This is a genomic window from Ruegeria sp. YKSF57, assembly GCF_059612585.1.
Genome location: NZ_JBXWQW010000058.1, coordinates 1 through 22,824, shown reverse-complemented (window position 1 = coordinate 22,824; position 22,824 = coordinate 1). Strand labels below are relative to the sequence as shown.

Sequence of the window (22,824 nt, the reverse complement as noted above, 5' to 3'; positions counted from 1 at the left end):
CGCCTCGCCTATTGAGGTCGGTTCGACAAGGTGGAAACCTGGAAGAACTTCAGTCATTCCGCTGCCTCCTTTCGGCGGCTGGCACGCCGGTACTTTACTAGTGCGTCAAGCAATCGATCGGGCGTGACAGGCAAAAAGTTCACATCCAATCCAATTGCATCTGCCACCGCATTCACCAGCGCTGGCGGAAATCCCGACAACGCACCTTCGCCCGCTTCCTTGGCACCAAACGGCCCCAGCGGATCGATGCTTTCGACAATATGAACGTCTATCGGAGGAGATTCTGAAATTGTCGGGAAACGGTAGTCTGTCAAATTGGCATGGGCGGGTAGACCATCAATATAGTGTGTTTCCTCGCATAGGCCCTGACCCATGCCCATCCAGACAGAGCCTTCGATCTGCCCCTCAACGGCCAGAGGATTGATGGCGTACCCGCAGTCAAGGGCAGCCCAGACTTTTTCAACGTTGATCTGGCAAGTGTCTTCGTCCACGCGGACTTCAACCACCTGCGCCGCATACGAAAAACCCATGGTAGACCCAACCGCTCCACCCCTGTGCTTGCCTCCTTGAGCTTCGATTGGCGTCGAGAAAGTGCCTTTGACGGTAATAGTCCCTTCCTTGGCAAGCGCGGCAATGGCGACGTCGTGAAAGGAGAGTTCCGATTGCGAGCCGCCTTGGACGAAAAAGGTTTCGGCTTCACACTCGACATCCTCCGGTGTCGTGTCCAACAACTCGGCGGCGGCATTGATCAGTCTCTCACGCAGTGTTCGGGCGGCCTGAATGGCGGCATTGCCGACCATGAAGGTCACCCGGCTGGAATATGACCCATTGTCTTTGGGTGTGATGACACTGTCGTTGGCGACCACACGGATCCGGCCAAGGTCAATGCTCAGGACCTCTGCAGCGGCCAACGCGACGATCGTAGTCGAACCCTGGCCGATATCGGAAGCGCCAGTAAGAACCGTTACACTGCCGTCAAAATCGAGTTTCATCGAAACAACGGCGTGAGGTTCACCTGTCCAGTGCACGGGCTTAGCTGCGCCCGAGACATAGTGCGAGCACGCCATCCCAAGGCCACGGCCGTTCCCCAATTTCCCCTTGCGGTTTGACCAGCCGCTGGCCGTTTCGACCTTGTCTAGGCATTCCCCCAAGCCGTAGGAGTTGACCATCAACCCGTTGCTAGTGAACAGAGGAGCCTGCAACAGATTGGCCCGGCGCACGACAAAGGGATCAAGACCAAGTTCGCGACCCATCCGGTCAATCATCGCTTCGAAAGAATGGCGAACGTCGACAGTTCCATGTCCACGCATCGCGCCACAAGGCGGTTGATTGGTATAGACGCGATAACCATCATACTTGACGTTTTGGATGTCATAGATCCCATGAAGCAGTGCGCCTGCATAAAGGATCGTTACGACGCCATAACCAGCATAAGCCCCGCCGTTCATCACGGTTTCGCAGTCGACCGCCGTAATCCTTCCTGTATGAGTCATGCCAATCTTGAGCTTGACTTGCGTGTTGGGACGTCCCCGGTGAGTCAGGAAGCATTCCTCGCGGCTTAGCTGCATCATCACCTTGCCTCCGACTTTTCGGGCCAAAAGCGCGACGATAATCTCGAAGTTCAGCGTCTCCGTGCGTGCACCAAACCCGCCGCCGACAAAGGGCTTGACGACTCGTATGCGCGAACTGTCCATTTCCAGGCATCGCGCCAACATCAGGTGGACGTAGAATGGAACCTGCGTAACTGAATGCAGTGTCAATCTTTCGCGCTCAACATCAAATTCTGCCAACGCTGCATGGGGTTCCATCTGGGCGTGGTTGACTTCGGCGCAGGAAAACGTCTCTTCACGAACGATATCAGCCTCATCGAAACCCGCGTTCAGGTCACCGAAAACGTGGTGTACTTCTCGTTCAAGGTTGCCTGGTTTTCCTTCGTGCAGTTGCGGTGCATCCGGCGCTCGGGATTCACTTGGTGTATAACATGGGACAAGCGGCTCGATCTCGACGTCGATCAATTCGAGCGCGCGGGCGGCCGTCGCGGCATCCCGGGCGGCGACGGCTGCGATCGGTTCGCCGCGATATCGGACATGGTCACGTGCCATCGGGTATTCGTTCATTGCTATCGGGATGACGCCAAATGTCTTGTCGCAGTCCTGTCCGGTGACGATTGCGCAAACGCCATCGAGTGCCGAAGCACGAGAAACGTCTATCGAAATGATGCGACCGTGGCTCACCGGAGCGCGAAGGATACGGCCTACCAAAACGTCGCGAGCATCAAGGTCAGAAGTATAGTTCGCGCGGCCGGTTACCTTTTCAATTCCGTCCACCAGCGGAACGGGCTGACCTACCACCTTTGACTTTGTATTCATCGACTCGCCTCCGAAGCCGCGATTTTCACAGACTTGATGATTTTCACATAGCCGGTGCAGCGGCAAAGGTTGCCCCCCAATGCTGTCTTGATTTCCGCATCATCCGGGTCGGGGTTATTGCGCAGCAGCCCCTCGGCGGCCATGATCATTCCGGGCGTGCAGAAACCGCACTGTGAACCAAGGTTTTCATGAAAGGCTCGCTGGAGGGCCGACAGCCTGCCATTCCGGGCCTGACCTTCGATAGTTTCGATCTCAGAGCCCTCGCAACTGGCCGTCAATGTCAGGCAAGCCAGTCGTGGACGCCCGTCCAGCAGAACCGTGCACGCACCACACTCCCCACCATCGCACCCCTTTTTTGTTCCCGTGAGCGCTTGCTGTTCGCGCAGGAAATCAATCAAAAGAAGGTTGTCGGAGATGACATGCTCGACTGTCCGGCCATTTACGTTCAGGCTAACGATTCGCTTCATGGCTGTGACCCTTTTTGAGTCCCTGATGGATAAAGATATAATTTGGTACCATTATACTTTAAAAGACTTTGCAGTACACAAAATTCTCAAAAACAGATTGAAACAGGAAAAACCGGTAGTGCCAGTCCGGATGCCAGCTGCACTCGTGGTTGCCAACCTGACCGACATTACCCTAAAATCCGCATTCTGGTACTGATACCAAACTACTCGACGCGAAGGTTTATGAAACAGGAGCTGCCATGACTGATGCGCTGGAAACGCGTTTGCAAGAAGAAGGGTTGCGTATCCGCAAGGCGACATCGGACCAGCTTCCGCATGCCATCGAATTGGATGCACGGATCACCGGACAACCAAAACCTGAGTATTGGCAGGACATTTTCGAACGTTACGGTTCGCGGCATGTCGATGAGCGATTCTTTTTGATCGCCGAGCCCACGCAACAAAACTCCCAGCGGCAAATTCTTGGCCTGATTGTCGGCGAAGTACGGGGTTGGGAGTTCGGGTCAGAGCCATGCGGTTGGGTTTTTGCAGTATCGGTTGATCCGGATCACCGACAGCAAGGCATCGGAGAAGCCTTATTTCAGGCATTGTGTAAGGAATTCAGGAAGATCGGCATTACTACAGTGCGAACGATGGTTCGGCGCCAGGATCCGCTGCACATGTCATTTTTTCGCAGCGAGGGTATGATGGCTGGTCCTTACATCCAAATGGAGTTGAGTCTTGCCAGCGAGACTTCCTGAGTACAACTTAGCATAAGCCCAAGAGGTGTAGTCGTGCAGCAATCAAGTCGTTTGGCAATCTATGCTTTGATCGAACTGGCATCAAATCCGGGCCGCCAGCTTTCAGCCGCTGAAATCGGAGAGAAGTATCGCGTGTCCGCCCACCACCTGGCCAAAGTCTTGATGACACTTGGCCGCGCTGGACTTGTTCAGGCAACCCGCGGTGTCGGCGGTGGATACAGTTTCACGGGCAATGCCAAGCGGCTTAACCTGCTGGAAGTCATCAGCCTATTCGAAGACACGTCGATGGGATGCAAACTCGCCGACCCTTCCCAGGCGACCAACGAAGAATGGGCTCTGTTCGACATCTCGAAGGAAATCCGGGAAATTTCCCTGTCGACCTACGCCTCGATCACAATCGCTACCATGTTGAAACAGATAGAGCGCCGAAAAAAAGCCGCGGCTGCGATGAGTCATGCTGAAGCTATCCAATCATAACCACTGTTCGGATGTACTAACCACGACATCGATCCATTGAAATCAAGTCCAAATGGATGATACTTCAAGCCGTTGGTTTCCCCTCTGCCCGCGCCAGTAGCCGCGTCCAAGCGTCATCAACTTCTGACTGAAGCGTGGCTCTGTCCTGATCATCCAACTGACGATACCGTTTCTGTTCGGCAAGATACGCGTTGATTCTACGTGGTCTTTCCGGGACGGCCAATGAATAGTCGACTCCATTCCTGACCTCGAGCAAGGGAAACACGCAGGCCTCGACTGCCAGCCTCGCGGTCTTGATCGCGGCGTTTTCCGCTACGCCCCAGCCAGGCAGGCATGGTATCAGGACAATGATTACCTTGGTGCCCCGGATCGACTTGGCCGTCGCAACTTTCGCCGCCATATCACCAAGATGGGAGGGGCTGGCGGTGGCAATATATGGTATCCGGTGGGCGGCAAGAATTTCGATAAGGTTCTTTTTGTGGCTAGCCTTGCCTAGCGGGGTGCTGCCAGTCGTTGCCAGATGCGGGGTTGAGGAACTCTTTTGGCCGCCCGTATTCATGTAGCCTTCGTTATCAAAGCAGATATACAGAATATCTTCGTTGCGTTCTGCAGCGGATGATAGTGCCTGCAGCCCGATGTCATAAGTTCCACCATCCCCGGCAAGGCAGAGGACCGTCGTATTGTCCCGGCCTTGTGCCTTGAGGGCGCGTTTAACGCCGCTGGCAGAGGCCGCGGCGGATTCCAGTGTTCCATGGAGAACCGGAATTTTTGAAGCGCTCATCGGGTGACCACCAAGGATGACGGCCGAACAGGATGGTGCGACAACTCCCACGGCATCTTCGCCAACTTCATTGAGGATGACCCGCATCGACAACGCTTCGGCGCAACCGGCACAAGCAACATGCCCTGAACAAAACTGCCCCTCGTCACGGTAGTTGATTTTTTCCATAACCTACTCCACCCAGATCGGATCGGTCGTAGTTTCAGCATTTCCGTATCTAACGGCCATTTCCACGATGCGTTCGACCGGCACATTCACACCACCGACACCGGCAAGAAACCCGTGCACATGTGGTGGATTCTTCATACTGTACAGCGCGGATTTCAGTTCTTGATGCAAAACTCCGCCCGTTCCCGGCGAATAGTTGCGGTCGATCACAATAGCGCACGGCACCCTGGTCAGGGCATTGCGCAAAGTGTGCACAGGCAAAGGGCGGAACAGCCGGATTCTGACAAGCCCAGCCTGAATACCGGCCTCGCGCAGATGATCGACTGCTTCATGAACGGTGCCGGATATACTGCCCATGGTCACAAATATGATTTTTGCGTCCTTGCAACGGTATTTTTCAAGTGGCTCGGATTGCCGACCTGTCAGTTTCTCCCACACAGTTCCAGTTTCGCGGGTCACTTCTTCAACGCGTTTCATGGCTGTATCCAGCTCCCGACGCGTCAGGTTCCAAGTTGTTTGATCGACGGGTGCACCCAGTGATCTGCCGCTTCCGTCGCCAAGTCGGAAGTCGCGTGGAGCACGCGGCAAAAAACTCCTGACCAGATCTTGGTCGGGAACGTTGACGGGTTCAACTGAATGCGAAACATAGAACGCGTCGTGATTGACCATGACCGGCAGATCGACGGCTTCGGCTATTCGAAACGCTTGTATCACGGTGTCGAGCGAATCTTGGGGGCTTTCGCTGTAAAGCTGCACCCAGCCCGTATCACGTTGGGACAAGCTGTCGATCTGGTCAGGCCAGAATCCCCATGGCGCCGCCGGTGTTCGATTCACATTGAACAGCACGATAGGGGTTCGGGCACCGGACGCATAATGCAACAACTCGTGCATCAGCAGCAGCCCCTGTGATGAGGTCGCCGTGAACACCCGCGCTCCGGTAGCGGATGCGGCGATTGCGGCGGCCATGGCCGAATGTTCCGATTCCGGAGTCAGAAGTTCGGCCAGAAATGCTCCCTTGCTCTGGAATTCTATAAGCTTTTCCAAAATCGGCGTTTGCGGCGTTATTGGATAGACCGGCGCAACGTCAGGCTCAGCCAGGCAAACGCCGCAAGCCACGGCGTGATTACCGTTCAGCAGCTGAAGGTCTTCGGTAAAAGCGGGCGCATTCATGGCGATATGTCCTCCAGCATGTGGATGGAACCGGTTGGGCATTCGGCCACACAAAGCCCACAGCCCTTGCAATAATCCGCGTTCACCGCATAGCCGTTTTCGAGCTTGGTGATCGCCATGTCGGGACAATAGAAATAACAATTGTCACAATAGATGCAGGTGCCGCAACTGAAGCACCGCTGGGCTTCTGACCGAGCCTCGTCTGGGCCGAAAGGAGTTTGTGCCTCTTCAAAACCGGCCAGTCTTTTGTCGACTCCAATCGTATACTGTCGGTTGCGCTCATGCGAGGCGTGATAAGCGGTGTTAATCCGTTCATATTCGACGGGCTCGACGCTGCCTTCGACTGGGCTCTTGCCGTCGGAAAGCAATGTCGAGGCGATTGCAAAAGCGGCCTCTTTGCCCATGCCGACGGCGTGAGTGACAAAGCGGTTTGTGCTTGCCACATCGCCGCCTGCATAAAGGCCGGGTTTGCTTGTTTTCCAATCGGAATCCGTGTTGATCACTGGGCCTGTTTCATCCAGAATTCCGCGCCATCGTACAAGATCGGCATTCTGGCCGATAGCTGGGATTATAGTATCCGCGACTATCTCGAACCCGCTGGCATCCAGTGGCTCGACCGAGAACTGACCCGACCGTAGACCGGAACGAAATTTGACAGGAACGCATTTCAAAACAACGGCACCGGTCGCTACCTTGGCCGATTGCATCATCGTGCCGTGCTCGAATTGGACCCCTTCCTCGATGGCTTCGCGAACTTCTACGGTTTGTGCGGGTAGCCGATCTCGCGGTTCCAGCGTAAGTACCCTGACGACACGACCAAGGCGCCGGGCCGTTCGCGCGACATCTATTGCCGCACTACCGCCGCCGATCACGACAACTCGTTTCCCTGTTGCGCGAGTTTGCTCAGGTATTGAAGCGGCAAGAAAATCGGCGCTGTCGATCACCCAGGGACAGGAGTAGTCCAAGTTTGGAAGCCGTCTCGGCACACTGGCGCCTGTTGCCAGAAATACCGCGTCATGAGAATCTTGAAGAGCTTCCAATGCCATTGCATCGATTGCAGGAATCCCAAGGTGCAAAGTAATACCCATGGCGGTGATCCGCTCTATTTCGGCCGCCAGAACCGATCTGGCCAATCGATAGGTCGGGATACCGTATCGCATCACACCGCCCAACTCGTCCTTTGTCTCGTAAAGCGACACGCCGAAGCCGAGGCGGCGAAGTTGATAGGCCGCTGACAGTCCGGCAGGCCCTCCGCCAATGATGGCCACTGAGAACGTCAATTCCTCTTCGGCTGCGGGAAACTGCCACCTTTCTGCAAGTGCTGTGTCACCGACAAACCGTTCCAGGCTGCAAATGCCGACAGTTTCGTCCATGTATTGCCTGTTGCAAGCTGTCTCGCAAGGGTGATGGCATATACGCCCTGCAATTGCCGGGAAGGGGTTGTTGTCGGTGAGGGTTGTCCATGCGCCAAACAGATCTCCGTCGCCGACTTGTTTGATCCATTCGGCAACTCGCCCGTTGACCGGGCAGGCCCCTAGGCACGGCGAGGGTTGGTTCTGATAGTTCGGCAGCGCACTGCGCCAAGTGCCGGTATTGCGACCTTCACTGGTCAAATGAGTCCACAAATGGGATAGCTGCTTGTTCATGATCTAGGCTTTCTCGGTGACCGGCTGAAACAGTGCAAATGCTTCGCGGCACGCCGCCAGGTTTTCAGCAACTTTCGCCGGCGCGGTTTCTTTGATGACCCTGCACATGGTATCAATTCCAGGTTTGCCGAGTGTCGCCACGAACGCGCCCAGCAGGGCAGAGTTCACGATTTTTCCCAGATTGTTTCGACGCGCGATGGCCTTGCCATCCACCTGTATGATGTTGTGGTCACCCGACGCTGGCAGCATCTCTTTATGTTTCGCTGTGTTGACCACCACTGCCGCACCCGCCTTCGCAATTTCAAGAAATGCGCCATCCAGCAGGCTGTCATCAAAACACAGAAGGGCAGAGGCGTTTGCGATGTTGCAACGCCTGCGGATCGGGACGGCATCCACTCTGAGGGATGACGTGACCGGGGTACCACGACGCGCACCGCCATAGGTGGAAAACGTCTGCACATAGTGGCCTTCGGCAAACAGCGCTTGCGCCAACAAGTTTCCCGCAGTTTGTGCGCCTTGGCCTCCTCTCCCCAGGATCACGATTTCCAGCATTCTGCGCTCCCGTCGTGTGGTGTTTCCTACAAGCTCTCAGTTTCGCAGCTTGAACCGCTGGATCTTGCCAGTCGCGGTTTTGGGCAGTTCGTCTACCGCGACAACCCATCGAGGATACTTCCAAACCCCAATTGATTTCTTGACATGGTCTTTGAGTTCCCTGATCAGATCATTTTCGTCGCCGGCATCGTTCAGCACGACGTAGGCCTTGGGTTTGACAAGGCCCTCCTCATCCTCGTGCGGCACTACGGCGGCCTCGATCACTGTGGGATGAGAAATGATTGCCTGTTCCACTTCGAAGGGAGACACCCAGCGACCGCTGACCTTGAACATATCATCGGTTCGACCGCAGTAATGATAGTACCCTTCGTTATCGCGGATGTACTTGTCACCGGTTCGGGTCCATTCGCCCATGAACGTGGCACGAGATTTTGCACGTTGATTCCAATACCCGTCACCAGCCGAGCCGCCACAGACCAGCAACTCACCCAGAACGCCGTCTTCGACGTCCTGGTCCTGCTCATCGACCAGTCGGAGTTTATAGCCCGAGAATTCGCGCCCCGATGTGCCATAGCGGATATCGTCGGGTCGGTTGGACAAAAACACGTGCAGCATCTCCGTTGACCCGATACCGTCCAGTATACCTACCCCCATGCGGCGTTCCCAGTTCGTGCCGACATCTTCAGGCAAGCCTTCGCCCGCCGAAATGCAAAGCCGCAACCGGTCCGAGCCGTTTTTCGGGATGCATGAGTTGCTTGCAAGCATGGCGGCATAAAGCGTTGGAACGCCAAAGAACAAGGTCGGCCTGAAGCGCTGCATCATGTCCAGTACAGATTGCGGTGTTGGCCGGTCCGGAAGCAAAACCGCAGTTGCGCCGACCGACATGGGAACCGCCATGCTTGCGCCCAGCCCATATGCGAAAAAAAGCTTTGCTGCGCTGAAGCATACGTCATCGTGTCGAATTCCCAACACGTTTTGCCCATAGGTGTCGGCGACATAGGCTGGGCTGGTATGGACATGCCTAACGCCCTTCGGCGCGCCGGTCGACCCCGAAGAATATAGCCAAAACGCTGTTTCGTCCGGATGGGTCAGCGCGGTTTCGAATGAATCGTTGGCTTCGGCCATAAGCGCGCGCAAAGTCGGGAAGGCACCGCAATCATTGCCGACGGCGATGACGTGCTTGAGGAACGGAAGCTGGTCAATAAGCGGCTCGACCAAATCGATCAGCTCGATGGACACGAAAATGGCCTGAGAACGGCTGTCGCTCAGCATATAGAGGTACTGATCAGCAGTCAGGAGCGTATTGAGACAGACCGGAACGATGCCTGCACGGACACACCCCCAGAAAACAACCGGATAGTCTACCGTGTCCAACATTAATACTGCGGCTCGGGTCTCTTGATGAAGCCCGAGCTGGTTCAACATGTTGGCGACCCGGTTGGTCGCCTTTTGCAATTGCGCATATGTGAGGGACCGGTCGGGATCGACAAAGGCGCACTTTTCACCGAAACCTCTTGAAACATTGATGTCCACCATAACTTGGGCGGCATTGTAGTGATTTAGCTGACTCACGAAGCTCGCCTCTCAAACCACTTCCGTTTTCATAAAAAGTATTGTAGTACTTGTATACCTAATTTATTGACCGCGCAATCCAGGAATTGGCAGGTAGGTTTTCCAATCACCACAAGCCATTCTGAATTAGGGAAAAACGGGTGTAGCAAGAAGGTTTGGATCTTGAGAAAGCGTCTGCTGGAGGGAAAAGTAGCACTTGTCACCGGTGGGGGGCGTGGGATCGGGCGTGACATTGCATTGATGATGGCAATGTCTGGCGCCAAGGTCGTGGTAAACGACATCGGCGCGAAAAGCGACGGTGAAGGACAGGATGAAACACCTGCTCGCGCAGTCACGAACCAGATCATCGCAGGGGGTGGTGAAGCCGTAGTGAACTATGGTTCGGTAGCCCAGTTCCGTGATGCCAAGGCCATGGTCGAGCAGGCGCAGGAAGACTTTGGCGGTATCGACATCGTAGTCAACAATGCCGGGATTTTGCGTGACACGATCTTTCACAAGATGACCGAGAAGGATTTTGATCAGGTAGTTGCCGTTCATCTGAAAGGAACATTCAATGTCAGCCGCTGCGCCGCAGAGGTGTTTCGCAAACAAACCTCTGGGTGCTTTGTCCACATGACGTCGACGTCTGGGCTTATCGGCAACGTAGGTCAGGCCAACTACATGGCCGCCAAGTTAGGCATTGCGGGACTGTCGAAATCCATTGCGATGGATATGGCTCGCTACAACGTCCGGTCCAACTGCATAGCACCGTTTGCATGGAGCCGAATGACGGAATCCATTCCCGCGACAACCCCAGAGGAAAGTGCGCGTATCCAAAAACTGCGCCAGATGACACCGGACAAGATCGCCGTCGTCGCAACCGCTCTTGCCTCGGATGACGCGAAAGATGTGACAGGGCAGATATTTGCGGTGCGCAACAACGAGATTTTCCTGATGGGTCAGTCGCGGCCCGTTCGGGGAATGCAGCGAAACGAAGGTTGGACGCCGGAAAGCGTTTTGGAGCATGCCCTTCCCGCAATGAGGCCGAGCTTTTTCGACCTCGATCGAACCGAAGACGTGTTCACCTGGGACCCGGTGTGATGTGGGCGCATTTTAGATCTAGCCGACTGCGGTCACGGCACAAAAAACCTTGGGAATCTTGCCGCTCCGATCTGCGCTATTGGATCAGAGCAAGCCATTCAACAAAGGTCAAGGGAGGAGAAAATGACCATACTAAACCTGTTCAAAGGCTTTGTCGGAGGAGCCGCCCTAGCGCTAACGACAGCGGGGATGGCGCTAGCTGCCGAATATACGTTCAATCTGCAAAGCTTCCTGCCGGCCCAGGCCACAATCCCCAGCAAGATCATTGATATCTGGGCCGATGAAATCGAAGAGGCATCCGAAGGACGCATCGAAATCAAGCGATACGCGTCGATGCAGTTGGGTGGCAAACCCCCGGAACTGATTGACCAAGTCATCGATGGTGCGATTGATATCACGTGGAACGTGGTCGGGTATACTCCGGGGCGTTTCCCGTCCACCGAAGTGTTCGAGCTGCCGTTCCTTGTGACCGATGCGAGAGCTGCTTCCTCCGCCTATTGGCAGATGATGCAAAAACACATGGCAGACACCGAGTTCAAAGATGTCAAGGTGCTAGGTGTTTGGGTTCACGGCCCAGGGGTCATCCACGCAAACAAACCCGTTCTGACGCCAGCGGACTTCAATGGCATGAAGATCCGCGGCGCGTCACGTCAGGTCAACGCATTATTGAAAGAGTTGGGTGCAACACCCGTTGGAATGCCGGTACCAGCCGTGCCCGAGGCCCTCTCCAAAGGTGTTATCGACGGAACGACCATCCCTTGGGAGGTTACAAAGGCGCTGAAGGTGCCGGAACTGGTGGACAATCATACCGAGTTTACCGGCCCGATGCTGTATACCGTCACCTTTGTCTTGGCAATGTCACACGAAAAGTACAACAGCCTGCCTGACGACCTGAAGGCTGTGATTGACGAAGCTTCCGGCCTCAAATTCTCAATATTCGCTGGCGGAACGCAACAGGATTATGACGAACCATCGCGCGATCTTGCCGTCGAGATGGGCAACAATATCGTCACCTTGAGCGCGGAGCAGTCGGCCGAATGGGCCGCGGCCGCGGCGCCGGTCTATGAGGCTTGGATTTCCGAAATGAAGGAAAAGGGCATCGATGGACAAGCCCTCATAGATGAAGCCAAAGCCTTGATGGCCGCATACAACTAGGAGTGGCAGTTGCGCCGGTGCACCGGCGCAATAACCTTTTCCCGGGATCGAAAAGGTGAGAACCCAACGCAAAGGTCTGGATATCAAGTCGCCTTTGCGGTGCAGTCGCAGAATCCGATGTTCCAGATCATCAAAACAGCCAATCAGACTCTCAGCCAATTCGTTGAAGAGGCGAATGAGGTATATTTGCCGGAAAATCCTCACAAGGCCTAAGATCCATAATGCGGTCCGTTCCAATCCACCGCGCTTCCTGAGACAAGCCTCTACTTACGCAAAAAAAATTGATTACGTAACACGCGTTGGTCGATTGCCGGGCGACAATGCCTAACTGACATGGCGCCCCGGTGCGGCTTTCCGTTGCAGATCAAGCATCCGTACGCGATTTTTTTCCGCCTCACGAAATACTTGCGCGCCACCGCTCCGATATTGCGGTGGCCAGAACTCCTCATTTTGCGCTCCATACCAGGCTGCTGCCTGGTGAGTGAAATATGGGTTCCACAAATGAGGGCGCCCCAGAGCGACCAAATCGGCGCGCCGCGTATGCAGGATTGTGTTGATTTGAGCGGCTTCTGTAATCGCGCCGACCGCCATTGTCGCGATCCTTGGCACGTTACGAACAGCTTCAGCCAGATGAGTTTGGAACATACGGCCATAGACTGGCTGTTGTTCAGGGACAGTCTGTCCTGCTGAAACGTCGACAAGATCGCAACCCGCGTCACGGAATGCTTCGGCTACTCCGATGAGGTCGGCTTCGGTTAAACCGCCTTCCTTCCAGTCTGTGCCGGAAACGCGGACTGACATTGGACGGCCAACGGGCCAAACGCGTCGCATGGCGGCAAAAACTTCAAGCGGAAAGCGCACCCGGTTTTCTAGAGAGCCGCCAAAGTCGTCATTGCGTCTGTTGGTGAGGGGTGACAGGAACGAGGCCAGAAGATAGCCATGCGCGCAATGCAACTCCAGCATGTCGAACCCGGCCCGCGCTGCGCGTTCTGTCGCCTGCACAAATTCCGCCTTGATCCGATCCATCCCTGCGCGATCCAGCTCGTCAGGGACCTGACTTATTCCTTGGATCCAGGGAAGGGGAGAGGCTGAAACCAACGGCCAATTGCCTTCTTTGTCCTGAATGGGATAGTCCGCCTGCTGCCACCCCAATTGGGTGGAACCTTTTCGTCCGGCATGGCCCAGTTGCATCGCAACTTTCGCCGCCGAATTTGCGTGAATGAAATCGACGATGTCCTTCCATGCTTCTTCGTGGCTATCCGTCCACATACCTGGGCAGCCTTCGGTAATGCGTGCGTCGGCGGACGGGCATGTCATTTCGGTGAAGATCAGCCCCATACCTCCCATTGCATGGCTGCAATAGTGAACTTTATGCCATTCGGTTGGGTTACCGTTGAGGTCTGCCGAATACTGTGCCATCGGAGACATCACCACACGGTTAGCCAATTCCATGTCCCGCAGCTTGAACTTGGAAAACATCGGGGTAGGTCGGGATACTGTCAAATCTTCACCGGTCTCTCGCAAATGGCGCGCATACCACTCGTCGTCCGCCTTTCGTACAAATTCAGCATCCCGGACGATCAGGTTGTCATAGGTGATTGACTTGGCTCGGCACATTACGACCATTGCGAACTGATAAGGGTCCATATCCCACGATCGACCCATGTGTTCGAACCAGGATAGTGACACATCCGCGTTGTGCTGGATGATCTGGCAAGGGGTTCGGCGAGAATCGTCATAAGCCTGAAACGCCACTTGTACATCCGTTTCGGCATGTTCGAGCAAGGCGTCCGAAAGAGCGATGGCGCATTCCATTGCCAGCTTGGTCCCCGAGCCGATCGAGAAATGTGCGCTTGCCTTGGCGTCACCCAGTATGACTATGTTGTCGACAAACCAGTTTTCGCAAAATATCCGCGGGAAATTGCGCCAATTCGACCGATTCAACAACAGAGGGTGCCCCTGAAGCTCATCGGCAAAGATCTCTTCCAGTTTGGCTTTCGAGCCTCCTTCGTCGAATTCCCTGAACCCATGCCCCTGCCAGGTTGCTTCATCCATCTCGAAGACCCAGGTAGAATGGTCTTTTTCATATTGATAACAATGGGCAACCATCTGCCCGAATTCCGTTTCGCGGAAGAAATAGTTGAACTCCCCCATTGGCCGGGTCGATCCCATCCAGCAAAAGCGGTTTGATTTCCAGGTTGTCGTCGGTTTGAAGCCGGCTTTGAAATGCTCTCGAATGGCCGAGTTGATACCATCGCTGGCGACGATTACATCGGAGTCAGGGAATTGGTTTTTCAGTTCGGCCGCGTCGATTTCAGCACCAAAGGTGATATGTACACCCAGTTCAAGGCACCGTTCTTGCAGGATGCGCAGCAACGTGTGCCGGGACGTGCCGCAGAACCCATTCCCGCCGCAGCGCATCTCGTTTCCTTTGAAATGTATCGCCACGTCGTCCCAATAGGCGAACTCGTCCCGGATTCGTTCAAAAACACGTCTGTCGCGATTTAGGAACTCGTCCAGAGTTTCGTCCGAAAACACCACTCCAAATCCAAATGTGTCGTCTGCCTGATTGCGCTCGAATACCTCGATATCCCAATCTGGGCGCGCCTTTTTTGTTAAAAGTGCGGTATAAAGCCCGCCCGGTCCGCCGCCAATGATGGTGATTTTCATCGCCGTCCCCTCCATCGCGATTCGTCATATTTGGACAGAGAAACGACTATCACAGGTTCCCAATCATTTTAACCTTAAAATTTTATGCTTAAAGCAATATCTCACATGCACGAACTGCGCAAAAACAGAGTTGCCCCTATCGCATCCCCGGTCGGTCAACATCGGCAAGAATCGACCTATGAGCCATGGTAGAGTGCAACTCTCTTTTTCAAACGGTACAACTCTGTGAACTGTGATACAGTTCAAACAAAAATTTTCATTCATGTTGCAATTGAGAAAGTGAATTTCTCGACCAGAGAAGAAAAAAAGGAACCTGTACATGCCAGATTCCCATTCAAGTCATTACTCGCTTCGGCCAATCGAGAAAGGCGATCTTGCGGTTGTGGCGGCTTGGTTTCAGGATGTCGAAGACTTGGCCGCGTTTGATCGAACCGGGCGCGTTCCCCTTAGCCTGGCCGCGACCGAGAAGGAATGGGAAGCGGCCGTCGGGCCGATGACCGAAAACGGCAGTTGCTGGTTTGCGGTGGAGACCGAAGATGCAGATGTCGTTGGCATTGTCGGCCTGGAAGGGGTTTCTTCGGTAAACCGGGATGCGGTTATCGCACTGTTCATAGACAAATCGGTGCGCAGAAACGGTGTCGGCCTGCGGTCTGTCGCGTTGGTTCTGGACCTTGCCTTTCGCCAACTCGGATTGAACCGGATCACGTCGTATTATCGGGACGACAACGAACGAAGCCAGGCCTTGGTGACGCGTGTAGGGTTCCAGACCGAAGGCAAGATGCGTCAGGCGTGGTACAATGACGGGCAATTCTTGGATATGGTCGTGGTCGGGCTTTTGAAAAGCGACTGGGACTTTCATCGCAAGGATTTGGCCCGAGAGATTGATCCGGCCACGACCGTCAGCTTTGGAAAGTCAGTGTCTTCCAGTTGGCGCTGGCCTCCCAATCACAACGAGATGCGATAGGGGGAAACACGCGAACTGTCCGTTTTGTACCTATGAATTGGGGGTATGTGAGCGAAATGTACTTTTCGTCGGGGTGAGTGGAGTAAAAAGTTTGACTATTCAGCAAGACAATCCAACGTTCCAGCACAAGCTTGGTGCCGTCCTGTTTGCTGACGTTGTCGGCTACACCCGGTTGATGGGTGAGAACGAGATCGATACCTACAGCGCGCTGCGAACGTTGCTGGAGCAACTCGAGACTGCTTGCGAGAAATATGACGGGCGCGTGGTTGAAGTGCGCGGCGACGGTGTTCTCGCCATGTTTGACACCGCCACCAATGCGGTTCGGTTCGGCGTCGAGTTGCACCGCATCGCCGAGCGCGCGAATGCGTCCACTTTGGAAGATCAGAAAATCCGGTTTCGCGCAGGCGTCCACATGGGTGAGATCCTGCTGGATGATCGTGGAATTCACGGTGACAACGTCAATATCGCGGCACGATTGCAGGAGGTTGCGGAACCGGGGCGCGTCTTTATCAGCGCGGCCGTTTATGAACAGATCCGAAACCGGTTGCGGTTCGGGTACGAGTTTCTGGGCGCCAAATCGCTCAAGAACATCATGGAGCCGGTGAAAACCTATTGCGTGCGCAGCGAAGTTGAAGGTGTCACGCTGGCAGCGACGATCCGGCCGCACGCCGACACAGCCGAACGAGAGCGTCCCAACATCCCGTCTGTTGCGGTTCTGCCCTTTATCAGCATGGGAGGGGATCAGACCGACAGCTGGTTCGCCGAAGGGCTGACCGACGACATCATTCTGAATCTTTCGAAATTCAAGAACCTGTTCGTGATTGCGCGAAACTCGACCTTCTTCTTCAAGGCGCAGGCGATGTCGCCGCAACTGGCGGCGCGCGAGCTTGGCGTTCGCTATGTTGCGCGTGGCAATGTGAGACGGGCAGGGAACCGGTTGCGTATCACAATCGAACTGATCGATGCGGACAATGACCAGACGATCTGGGGTGAGCGTTACGACCGCGAGATCGAGGATATTTTCGTGATCCAGGATGAGGTCACGGAATCCATCGTTGCGGCCACTGCCGTTCTGATCGAGGCACAGGAGCGGCAGAGAATGGTGCAGTCCGTTCCGACGGACCTTGCCGCATATGGTTTCGTGCTGCGAGGTCAGCAGCACATCTTCAAATACACCCGTTGGGACAACCATGAGGCGCAGGTGCTGTACGAACGCGCGCTGGAAAGGGACAACAAATATGCGCGGGCTTCGGCGGCGCTTTCGAGAACGCTCAACATTGACTGGCGGTACTCGTGGACCCTGGACAAGGAGCATGCGCTTGATACAGCCCTGTCCTTTGCACAAAGAGCCGTGGAACTTGATCCGACCGATGCGCGTGGGTTCGGCGAATTGGGCTTTGTTCACCTTTACAGGAAAGAGCATGACGCCGCGATTGGCGCATATCGCAGGGCGCTGACGTTGAATCCGAACGATGCGGACCTGTTGTCGGATTTTGCCGATGCGCTGGCCCATTCAGGTGACAACGAAGCGGCGATCGAGCATTTGCAACGCGCGATGCGTCTGAACCCGTATTTCCCGGATCAGTACCTGTGGCACCTGGGCGGGGCGTATTACAACCTCAAGCAATACGACAAGGTCATCGCCTCAGTGACCAAGATGAACAACCCCACCGAAGGGCAAAGAATGCTGGCGGCCAGCTATGCGCAGACCGGGCAAATGGAATTGGCACATTCGATAGCGCTCAAGCACAAGGAGGCGCACCCGAATTTCTCGCTGAGCCATTGGGCAAAGGTTCAGCCCGACCGGTTGTCCGACGATACCGAACATTTTGTCGAAGGTTTGAGGAAGGCGGGTTTCTGAATCCCAAGCCGCTTGAGCGCCGGGGGAGCCGCCGGCTCAGTCGCCCGACCCACGCGCTTTTGCACCGCTCACTTTGGCGCCGCTGACCTTTGCGCCGCTTACTTTGGCGCCACTGACCTTTGCGCCGCTCACCTTGGCCCCGCTGATAGCCGGGCTGTCGAAGCCGAAATAGATGTCGAGCAGAACCTGTTCAAACATGCCTGTCATGACATCCATGCGGATGGTGTAATCGGCCTTGTCGTATGGCCATACCCGAATGTCATTTGAAATTTGATAGTCGGCTGACGCAACGCCCGTGATTGCTGGGTTTTCAGGTGCCCGAGCGCCTTGGTCGCCAGGCAGATTGTCCGTTGCACTAATACCGTCACCATGAACCAAAAATACGGCAGGTTCTGGCAGTTCGTAATATGTGCCTTCGTAACTGAAACCGTAGACTCGGGCAAACTTGGCGTCTTCCTCCAGTTGTCGTGCCAATAGGCTGTTTTTTCCGCGGCCTCTGCCTTTGCTACTTCCGGTTCCTTCAAAAAGCTCGAAAACCTGCCTGTCAGATGTGGAATTTGCGATTTGTTCGTAGACACCCTTTTGCGTTGCTCCGCCTTCAACGGTGACCAAGCTTCCTTTACTCAAACGAGGGAGAATCTGTTCCCAGTCATTTCCCCCACCCATCGTGATCGTGTAAAGGCCATTTTCCTTTACATTGTCCTGATTCAAAAGCAAGATTTGGTCGCCTGGGTTAACGGTTATACCGTCAACTGAAGTTCCTTTCTTATTTGCAGAGGTAACATTGGCTGGAGGCGCAGCCTTTGCATTGTTGCCGCTAACCGTTGCAGATATTTGAAGATCGCTGACAACGCGCCCAAACAAAAGCACTTCTGAAAAACTCAACAATGACTCGGTCACGACAGATTCCCCCTGTGGTTGATCCGGAGGCGACGGAGGTTCCGTCGGCTTCCCTTTGTGTTGGCCTGCGAGTGTGCAGGCCGGAATTTTTGAACAAATGAATTGTTTCCAAAATGCCATAAATCGCCGGGAAAACAAAGCCATTTGCCTGCACCTAGCCCGGAACCCGTGTGCGTACCGAAACGGCATGACTGGCGGTATCGGGATCGGCAAGGCGTGGCCCGGCATTTACAAGGCCGATATCGCGCATTCGGAAGTTGCCTTCGATGATCTGCTGGAAGGCACCGCCGGTTATTTCCTGATCGACTATGAGCAGTGCCTTTTCGACTCCGAAATAACTGAGCATATCGGCGTCGAGCATGCTCCAGGCATCGGCGAGGTAGGAGCCCAGAAAATCGCGTGCCTCCAGCAAGGAGATGCGGAACCCTTCGGGGTTCATGGCATAGCGGTCGTCAAAAATGGATTGCATGACATCGGCATAATCGGGCGAGCCTTCCATCTGATCCGACAGGTCCTCGATCTCGGGGGTAATCAGGCCGTGAACGAGGAGCCGTTCGTGGAAGATATCAACCAGGATATCGAACATCGCGCCCGTGAGTGGCTGCGAAAGGGCATGTTCGCTGGACCAGCCATGGGCGAATTCGGATAGCACCGAGTCATTGGCCGCCATCCGGATCTGCGCGTTTTCGGAAAGCTCGGCAAACCGGTTCAGGCGGTTGAAGGTGTAGAGGTTGCCGTGGGTGTTTTCCAGCAGCGCCTCGACCACCGAACCGAAATGCAGCGAGGCGAGAAGGGCCACAAGATCGGCGGCGGATTCGTGGAACCCATAGTATTCACCCGGCGCGTTTTCGTCCGAGGGCAGGCCGACCACGCTGTAGATGATGGCATGCCCGATTTCATGGGCGACAACATCGAAATTGAGGCTGTAGGGCCGGTACTCGCCACCATGTTCGAAGGTGCCGCCGGTTTCCAGAAACCCCCATCCGATATGGGCATTGTCGAGGCTGGGCAGCAATGACAGCTCAAGCCGGTCGAAATCCTGTTCGAAATGCCAGGGGATGGGATGGCCGAAATACCCCTCCCAGACATCCATGGTGAAATGGGCCGACCCGAACAGATGCGCTGCTTCAAACGCCGGATCAGAGGGGGAGATATGAAGGAAGTTTCCGAACTCGTCAGGCATCGGGGGTGGCTGGATGAATCCGTCCCAGGGCGGCAGATACATTCCGGGGCCATTCGGGCCAGGCACGATTGCGCCATATGGAGTTGCCTTTCCCACCGGGTTGACCGCGTACATGCGCGGACCGGACGGCCCCGGCCCGATCGTGCCGGGAGGGGCCGAAATCTCGACCAGTTCAAGCTCGGCTTCGGCATCCAGAAACGGGGACTGCGGGTAGAGGAGGAATCGTGTTCCCGGCGCTTCTTCGATCAAGTCGATTGGCCTGTGCATAATCTCCTCCGCCCTGCATCAAATGAATTGAGGTCTAGTCTTTGGTCTGTGCTCCGGCTGGGCCTTCGTCTTTCAATCTGGTCCGATACTGAAATTCCCGCTCGACTATAGCATGAAATGCATCACGATTGGTCAGGCCAAGAGACTGAATGTGGCTATCGAGGTTATCCGGAATCGTCTGACCGAGGACGGTTTCGAAATACCATATCATCAAACGCATGCGGTCAGGCGATGCCGAAGACCCGCTTGGTGGAACCAAACGTGCTTTCGCAAGGGCGCGTTTCTTGAGTGCAGGATAGTCCCCTGACCAGTGCAACTCGTTCAACACATAACGTCCCAGACGGTCAAAGTTTGTCTCTGCGATGGCGTCGATCCGCGCGGATTCCGTCACAAGGGCCTCGTATCCCGATTCTTCGAGATCGTTTTGTTGCAACCAATCGAGAAGGTGTTCCTTGCGCGACAAACCTTGATGACGTCGATGCCGTGACATGGTGTCGACCAGCCGTTTTCGGTCGACTTCGGTTTGCGCGCGCACCGGTTCCTGCGTGAGCATCCGCAGCATGGCGCGATCCCGGATCAGGGCAAAACGAGCGGGATCGAGGCGCAGTTCATCCAGAATTTGTTCCGCCGGATGGCTCGTTTTTGCCACCTCAGTGTCGATCCGCTGCTTCAAGCCTTGCCAGACAAGCGTGGGTTCCAGGCCGTGCGCCAGTTTCGGGGGATCGCGTTTTTCCGCCAGATGCCGTGACATGGCGTTCAGCATTTCGCGGGCGTCATCGGCCTTTGCGTCCACGCGTCCCTGAGGCAGCCATTGGGCAAACCCGTTTTTCAATGCGACATCCAATCGTTCAAGAATGGCTGGCCACTGGCGGTCGCGATAGTTCAGTGCTTTTGCAATTCCTACAAGTTGATCCGCGACTTCGGGCGCAACGATGCCTTCAGCACGTGCCCGTTCGACCGTTGCGCGGATCGAGACCATAGGTTCGCTCAGCGGTGTATATCCAAGTTCGCCGGGGCCGTGCAGAACCGCGACTTCGTCATCGTCCTTGATGGCACCGGCCCTGTAGGCTTCGAAGATACGGCCCACTCCGATCATCCCGAAATCCGCCAGTTCGGCGGCGCGCAGCGCGCCCATGCTGGCGCTGCCAAAAACCGGGATGCCCCGATCCAATGCCCAAAGGATCTCCTTGTGCCAGACAGAAGGAACGCCTTCGAAATATCCGTCAATGATGCCGATAGCCTGGGGTCGCTTTCGTGCGATACGATACACGTCGCCTTGCCCCACGGGCGGCAGAACCTCGGCATCCAGAATGTCGCGAACCCTGTCCGCAGCCAGAGTGGGGCCGACAAAGATCGCCGCCCGCATCAGACAACGGCCTCGATACGGCGCGCGCGCGGCCCGGCGATGAAGTCAGGATCGTCATGCGGCGCCTCGAGGCCCGGAATGATCACACGGACGACCGAGATGCCAATCTCGGATCGTGTCAGATCAACGGATACAACCTGCTCAATTCCCGCCTCCGCGAGGCGACCGAGCAGCCACGACAAATCGTCGTCGAACGTGGTCAGCTCTGTTGTCGGACAATCCTGAAAACAGGCTTTCGGCGCCGACTTGGCGATCAATTCCTTGATGTACCGGCTTTTGGCCGCAAGGGCGGATGCCGTGAACTCCGATGGCTGCAAATCGTCCCGCGCGCCCGATATGTAGGTCAGGCGGGTTTGCGCCGCCTCTGTCAGCGCCCTGAGCATCGCGATATTCCGATCGGGATGACAGCCATCCCCTATGCCAACGTGGCCGGGCACATCGTCTGCTTCGCAAACTGCGCACCGAAAGCAGGCAACCCCGACATCGGAGGTTGTTTCCCATATCCCCACGTTGAGACCGGCATTTTGAAACCGCTGCAACGCATCCGAACACCGCGCGTCATGGATGGTTTCAGGGTTGATCCTGAATGGTCGGTTCAGAAAATGCCAAAGCGTCGTGGCATCTCTTTCGATGACTTCGCAGATCGCGTGGCAGGTGGCTTCGCTGAGGTCATTGCCAGAGGCCAACCCGTTGGTTGTGCGCGGAAACATTCCATGCCCGCTGTTGGGAAGCTCGGTATAATCCGTATCGACCATCTCGACAGGCACCCAACAGGGCGCGCCACCAATCAAATCGGTCCCTTCGATCCAGAATATCTTCCGATGCGGATCGAACGCACAGCCGCTCACCCTCGGCAACCGGGCGGCGTTCACCACTGGCAACGTCGCGGACATATCAACATAGCTTGCGCGCCGGACAGGCAGGTCGATCCTTTCGGCATGCCATGTCTCGATGGCCTCCATCACGCCCGACACTTCGGCCGCGGCAAGTGACAGGCCCTTGCCCAGCGAGACGGCAACCGAACGGGAATTCGGTCGGGTTGCCATCACGGTCGGAAGGCCGACACGATCAAGTCCGGTCAGGTTGGCGACGCGGGTAATGCCCATTTGCGCAAGATGTGGGCGTATTTTGGCAAGCGTTTGCGCAGGATCACGCAGACGATGTGTATCGTAAATATATCGCTTTCGCGATTCACCGGGCATCAACAGGACCAGACTTTAAAACAAATGTTCGCTTGGCCGAAGGCCAAGTACAAAATCTGCGATCAAGCATGGTTGATCCCATTTGCCCGGTCAACATTCCCGTTCTCCCAATTTTTCAGTCTGGCGACGTTGTGGAATGCTTTGAGTTGGCTGTATCCCATGGGTTTGGTTTTGTTTGGATGTATAGGTTTGTTTTATTGTTTGATCGTTTTTATCAATTTTTCACAATGGTTT

At 55.4% G+C, this 22,824-nt stretch carries 20 protein-coding genes; 8 read left to right on the top strand and 12 right to left on the bottom strand.

Annotated elements, in window-relative coordinates; genetic code table 11:
* Window positions 1–53 precede the first annotated feature (53 nt).
* Both hcrA and AC2FLX_RS19205 read right to left on the bottom strand, forming a co-directional pair.
* Complete coding sequence (hcrA, locus tag AC2FLX_RS19210; protein ID WP_496811199.1) at window positions 54–2,369, bottom strand: 4-hydroxybenzoyl-CoA reductase subunit alpha; 2,316 nt, start codon at window positions 2,367–2,369, stop codon at window positions 54–56.
* On the bottom strand, window positions 2,366–2,836 hold the full coding sequence (locus tag AC2FLX_RS19205; protein WP_496747503.1) for a (2Fe-2S)-binding protein: 471 nt from the start codon (window positions 2,834–2,836) through the stop codon (window positions 2,366–2,368). Before AC2FLX_RS19205 ends, hcrA begins: the two co-directional genes overlap by 4 nt.
* On the opposite strand from AC2FLX_RS19205, the gene AC2FLX_RS19200 reads away from it, so the two are divergent.
* The 3 genes from AC2FLX_RS19200 to AC2FLX_RS19190 are packed head-to-tail and all read left to right on the top strand — an operon-like array spanning window position 2,835 to window position 4,053.
* The gene (locus tag AC2FLX_RS19200; RefSeq protein WP_480751987.1) at window positions 2,835–3,032 is read left to right on the top strand and encodes a hypothetical protein; all 198 of its coding nucleotides are present in this window, start codon (window positions 2,835–2,837) and stop codon (window positions 3,030–3,032) included. The genes AC2FLX_RS19205 and AC2FLX_RS19200 overlap by 2 nt on opposite strands.
* Window positions 3,033–3,075: 43 nt before the next feature.
* Window positions 3,076–3,576, top strand: coding sequence for a GNAT family N-acetyltransferase (locus tag AC2FLX_RS19195; RefSeq protein ID WP_480751988.1), 501 nt, complete (start codon window positions 3,076–3,078; stop codon window positions 3,574–3,576).
* A 33-nt stretch (window positions 3,577–3,609) separates the two neighbouring features.
* Window positions 3,610–4,053: an Rrf2 family transcriptional regulator gene (locus tag AC2FLX_RS19190; protein WP_480751989.1), complete on the top strand. Its 444-nt coding sequence runs from the start codon at window positions 3,610–3,612 to the stop codon at window positions 4,051–4,053.
* 64 nt (window positions 4,054–4,117) lie between these two features.
* Here AC2FLX_RS19190 and AC2FLX_RS19185 read toward each other — a convergent pair whose 3' ends face one another.
* Genes AC2FLX_RS19185 through AC2FLX_RS19165 form a run of 5 tightly spaced genes read right to left on the bottom strand, consistent with a single transcriptional unit; the run spans window position 4,118 to window position 9,942 of the window.
* Entirely contained in the window at window positions 4,118–5,002 is an 885-nt protein-coding gene (locus AC2FLX_RS19185; RefSeq protein ID WP_496875502.1) for a thiamine pyrophosphate-dependent enzyme, read from the bottom strand.
* A gap of 3 nt (window positions 5,003–5,005) precedes the next feature.
* Window positions 5,006–6,172, bottom strand: coding sequence for a transketolase C-terminal domain-containing protein (locus tag AC2FLX_RS19180; protein ID WP_496811327.1), 1,167 nt, complete (start codon window positions 6,170–6,172; stop codon window positions 5,006–5,008).
* The gene (locus AC2FLX_RS19175) at window positions 6,169–7,818 is read right to left on the bottom strand and encodes an NAD(P)-binding protein (protein WP_496811328.1); all 1,650 of its coding nucleotides are present in this window, start codon (window positions 7,816–7,818) and stop codon (window positions 6,169–6,171) included. The genes AC2FLX_RS19180 and AC2FLX_RS19175 overlap by 4 nt, the downstream gene beginning before the upstream one ends.
* Window positions 7,819–7,821: 3 nt before the next feature.
* Window positions 7,822–8,370 (bottom strand): 2-oxoacid:acceptor oxidoreductase family protein, encoded by a 549-nt coding sequence (locus AC2FLX_RS19170; protein ID WP_496811329.1) that lies wholly within the window; start codon window positions 8,368–8,370, stop codon window positions 7,822–7,824.
* A gap of 36 nt (window positions 8,371–8,406) precedes the next feature.
* Window positions 8,407–9,942: a benzoate-CoA ligase family protein gene (locus AC2FLX_RS19165; RefSeq protein WP_496807193.1), complete on the bottom strand. Its 1,536-nt coding sequence runs from the start codon at window positions 9,940–9,942 to the stop codon at window positions 8,407–8,409.
* A gap of 162 nt (window positions 9,943–10,104) precedes the next feature.
* Between AC2FLX_RS19165 and AC2FLX_RS19160 the strand changes: the two genes are divergently transcribed.
* Window positions 10,105–11,022, top strand: a complete 918-nt coding sequence (locus AC2FLX_RS19160) for an SDR family oxidoreductase (protein WP_496811330.1) — start codon at window positions 10,105–10,107, stop codon at window positions 11,020–11,022.
* 123 nt (window positions 11,023–11,145) lie between these two features.
* Complete coding sequence (locus tag AC2FLX_RS19155; RefSeq protein WP_480751998.1) at window positions 11,146–12,177, top strand: TRAP transporter substrate-binding protein; 1,032 nt, start codon at window positions 11,146–11,148, stop codon at window positions 12,175–12,177.
* Between the two features lie 324 nt (window positions 12,178–12,501).
* On the opposite strand, the gene AC2FLX_RS19150 is transcribed toward AC2FLX_RS19155, so the two are convergent.
* Window positions 12,502–14,847, bottom strand: coding sequence for an oxidoreductase (locus AC2FLX_RS19150; RefSeq protein ID WP_496811331.1), 2,346 nt, complete (start codon window positions 14,845–14,847; stop codon window positions 12,502–12,504).
* Window positions 14,848–15,166: 319 nt separating this feature from the next.
* Between AC2FLX_RS19150 and AC2FLX_RS19145 the strand changes: the two genes are divergently transcribed.
* Window positions 15,167–15,811 carry a GNAT family N-acetyltransferase gene (locus AC2FLX_RS19145; RefSeq protein ID WP_496811332.1) on the top strand — a complete coding sequence of 215 codons (645 nt, stop codon included), beginning with the start codon at window positions 15,167–15,169 and terminating at the stop codon, window positions 15,809–15,811.
* Window positions 15,812–15,902: 91 nt separating this feature from the next.
* Window positions 15,903–17,672, top strand: coding sequence for an adenylate/guanylate cyclase domain-containing protein (locus AC2FLX_RS19140; protein WP_496747481.1), 1,770 nt, complete (start codon window positions 15,903–15,905; stop codon window positions 17,670–17,672).
* A gap of 36 nt (window positions 17,673–17,708) precedes the next feature.
* Here AC2FLX_RS19140 and AC2FLX_RS19135 read toward each other — a convergent pair whose 3' ends face one another.
* Genes AC2FLX_RS19135 through AC2FLX_RS19120 form a run of 4 tightly spaced genes read right to left on the bottom strand, consistent with a single transcriptional unit; the run spans window position 17,709 to window position 22,494 of the window.
* Complete coding sequence (locus AC2FLX_RS19135; RefSeq protein WP_496811333.1) at window positions 17,709–18,716, bottom strand: hypothetical protein; 1,008 nt, start codon at window positions 18,714–18,716, stop codon at window positions 17,709–17,711.
* 10 nt (window positions 18,717–18,726) lie between these two features.
* Complete coding sequence (locus AC2FLX_RS19130) at window positions 18,727–20,022, bottom strand: gluzincin family metallopeptidase (protein WP_496811334.1); 1,296 nt, start codon at window positions 20,020–20,022, stop codon at window positions 18,727–18,729.
* 34 nt (window positions 20,023–20,056) lie between these two features.
* The gene (locus AC2FLX_RS19125) at window positions 20,057–21,388 is read right to left on the bottom strand and encodes a TfuA-like protein (protein ID WP_496811335.1); all 1,332 of its coding nucleotides are present in this window, start codon (window positions 21,386–21,388) and stop codon (window positions 20,057–20,059) included.
* Complete coding sequence (locus tag AC2FLX_RS19120; RefSeq protein WP_480752008.1) at window positions 21,388–22,494, bottom strand: YcaO-like family protein; 1,107 nt, start codon at window positions 22,492–22,494, stop codon at window positions 21,388–21,390. The genes AC2FLX_RS19125 and AC2FLX_RS19120 overlap by 1 nt, the downstream gene beginning before the upstream one ends.
* 11 nt (window positions 22,495–22,505) lie before the next feature.
* Here AC2FLX_RS19120 and AC2FLX_RS19115 point away from each other — a divergent pair.
* Window positions 22,506–22,824 (top strand): hypothetical protein (locus AC2FLX_RS19115; protein WP_496811336.1); only part of this gene is annotated, 319 nt, incomplete at its 3' end.

Bases quoted from the DNA above. Each gene is read 5' to 3' on its own strand.
- AC2FLX_RS19205 (WP_496747503.1), bottom strand. From the start codon at position 2,836: ATGAAGCGAATCGTTAGCCTGAACGTAAATGGCCGGACAGTCGAGCAT.
- AC2FLX_RS19185 (WP_496875502.1), bottom strand. From the start codon at position 5,002: ATGGAAAAAATCAACTACCGTGACGAGGGGCAGTTTTGTTCAGGGCAT.
- AC2FLX_RS19120 (WP_480752008.1), bottom strand. From the start codon at position 22,494: ATGGGCATTACCCGCGTCGCCAACCTGACCGGACTTGATCGTGTCGGC.
- AC2FLX_RS19180 (WP_496811327.1), bottom strand. From the start codon at position 6,172: ATGAATGCGCCCGCTTTTACCGAAGACCTTCAGCTGCTGAACGGTAAT.
- AC2FLX_RS19135 (WP_496811333.1), bottom strand. From the start codon at position 18,716: ATGGCTTTGTTTTCCCGGCGATTTATGGCATTTTGGAAACAATTCATT.
- AC2FLX_RS19150 (WP_496811331.1), bottom strand. From the start codon at position 14,847: ATGAAAATCACCATCATTGGCGGCGGACCGGGCGGGCTTTATACCGCA.
- AC2FLX_RS19130 (WP_496811334.1), bottom strand. From the start codon at position 20,022: ATGCACAGGCCAATCGACTTGATCGAAGAAGCGCCGGGAACACGATTC.
- AC2FLX_RS19195 (WP_480751988.1), top strand. From the start codon at position 3,076: ATGACTGATGCGCTGGAAACGCGTTTGCAAGAAGAAGGGTTGCGTATC.
- AC2FLX_RS19175 (WP_496811328.1), bottom strand. From the start codon at position 7,818: ATGAACAAGCAGCTATCCCATTTGTGGACTCATTTGACCAGTGAAGGT.
- AC2FLX_RS19155 (WP_480751998.1), top strand. From the start codon at position 11,146: ATGACCATACTAAACCTGTTCAAAGGCTTTGTCGGAGGAGCCGCCCTA.
- AC2FLX_RS19170 (WP_496811329.1), bottom strand. From the start codon at position 8,370: ATGCTGGAAATCGTGATCCTGGGGAGAGGAGGCCAAGGCGCACAAACT.
- AC2FLX_RS19200 (WP_480751987.1), top strand. From the start codon at position 2,835: ATGGCTGTGACCCTTTTTGAGTCCCTGATGGATAAAGATATAATTTGG.
- hcrA (WP_496811199.1), bottom strand. From the start codon at position 2,369: ATGAATACAAAGTCAAAGGTGGTAGGTCAGCCCGTTCCGCTGGTGGAC.
- AC2FLX_RS19145 (WP_496811332.1), top strand. From the start codon at position 15,167: ATGCCAGATTCCCATTCAAGTCATTACTCGCTTCGGCCAATCGAGAAA.
- AC2FLX_RS19125 (WP_496811335.1), bottom strand. From the start codon at position 21,388: ATGCGGGCGGCGATCTTTGTCGGCCCCACTCTGGCTGCGGACAGGGTT.